Genomic DNA, 255 nt, shown 5'->3' with positions numbered 1-255 from the left:
AAAAAAAAAAAAAAAAAAAAAAAAAAAAAAAAAAAAAAAAAAAAAAAAAAAAAAAAAAAAAAAAAAAAAAAAAAAAAAAAAAAAAAAAAAAAAAAAAAAAAAAAAAAAAAAAAAAAAAAAAAAAAAACAAAAAAAAAAAAAAAAAAAAAAAAAAAAAAAAAAAAAAAAAAAAAAAAAAAAAAAAAAAAAAAAAAAAAAAAAAAAAAAAAAAAAAAAAAAAAAAAAAAAAAAAAAAAAAAAAAAAAAAAAAAAAAA

The 255-nt window shown here is 0.4% G+C and carries 1 protein-coding gene; it reads left to right on the top strand.

The annotated features are described in order from the left end of the window. Nucleotides 1-255: hypothetical protein (locus NMG46_RS30115; protein WP_185963288.1), on the top strand; the 255-nt coding region annotated here is incomplete at both ends.

Source organism: Mesorhizobium sp. LMG 17147 (assembly GCF_024297145.1).
Classification (GTDB): Bacteria; Pseudomonadota; Alphaproteobacteria; order Rhizobiales; family Rhizobiaceae; genus Mesorhizobium.
The sequence above is the reverse complement of the archived record's forward strand: the minus strand, read 5'-3'. Positions and strand labels throughout refer to the sequence as shown.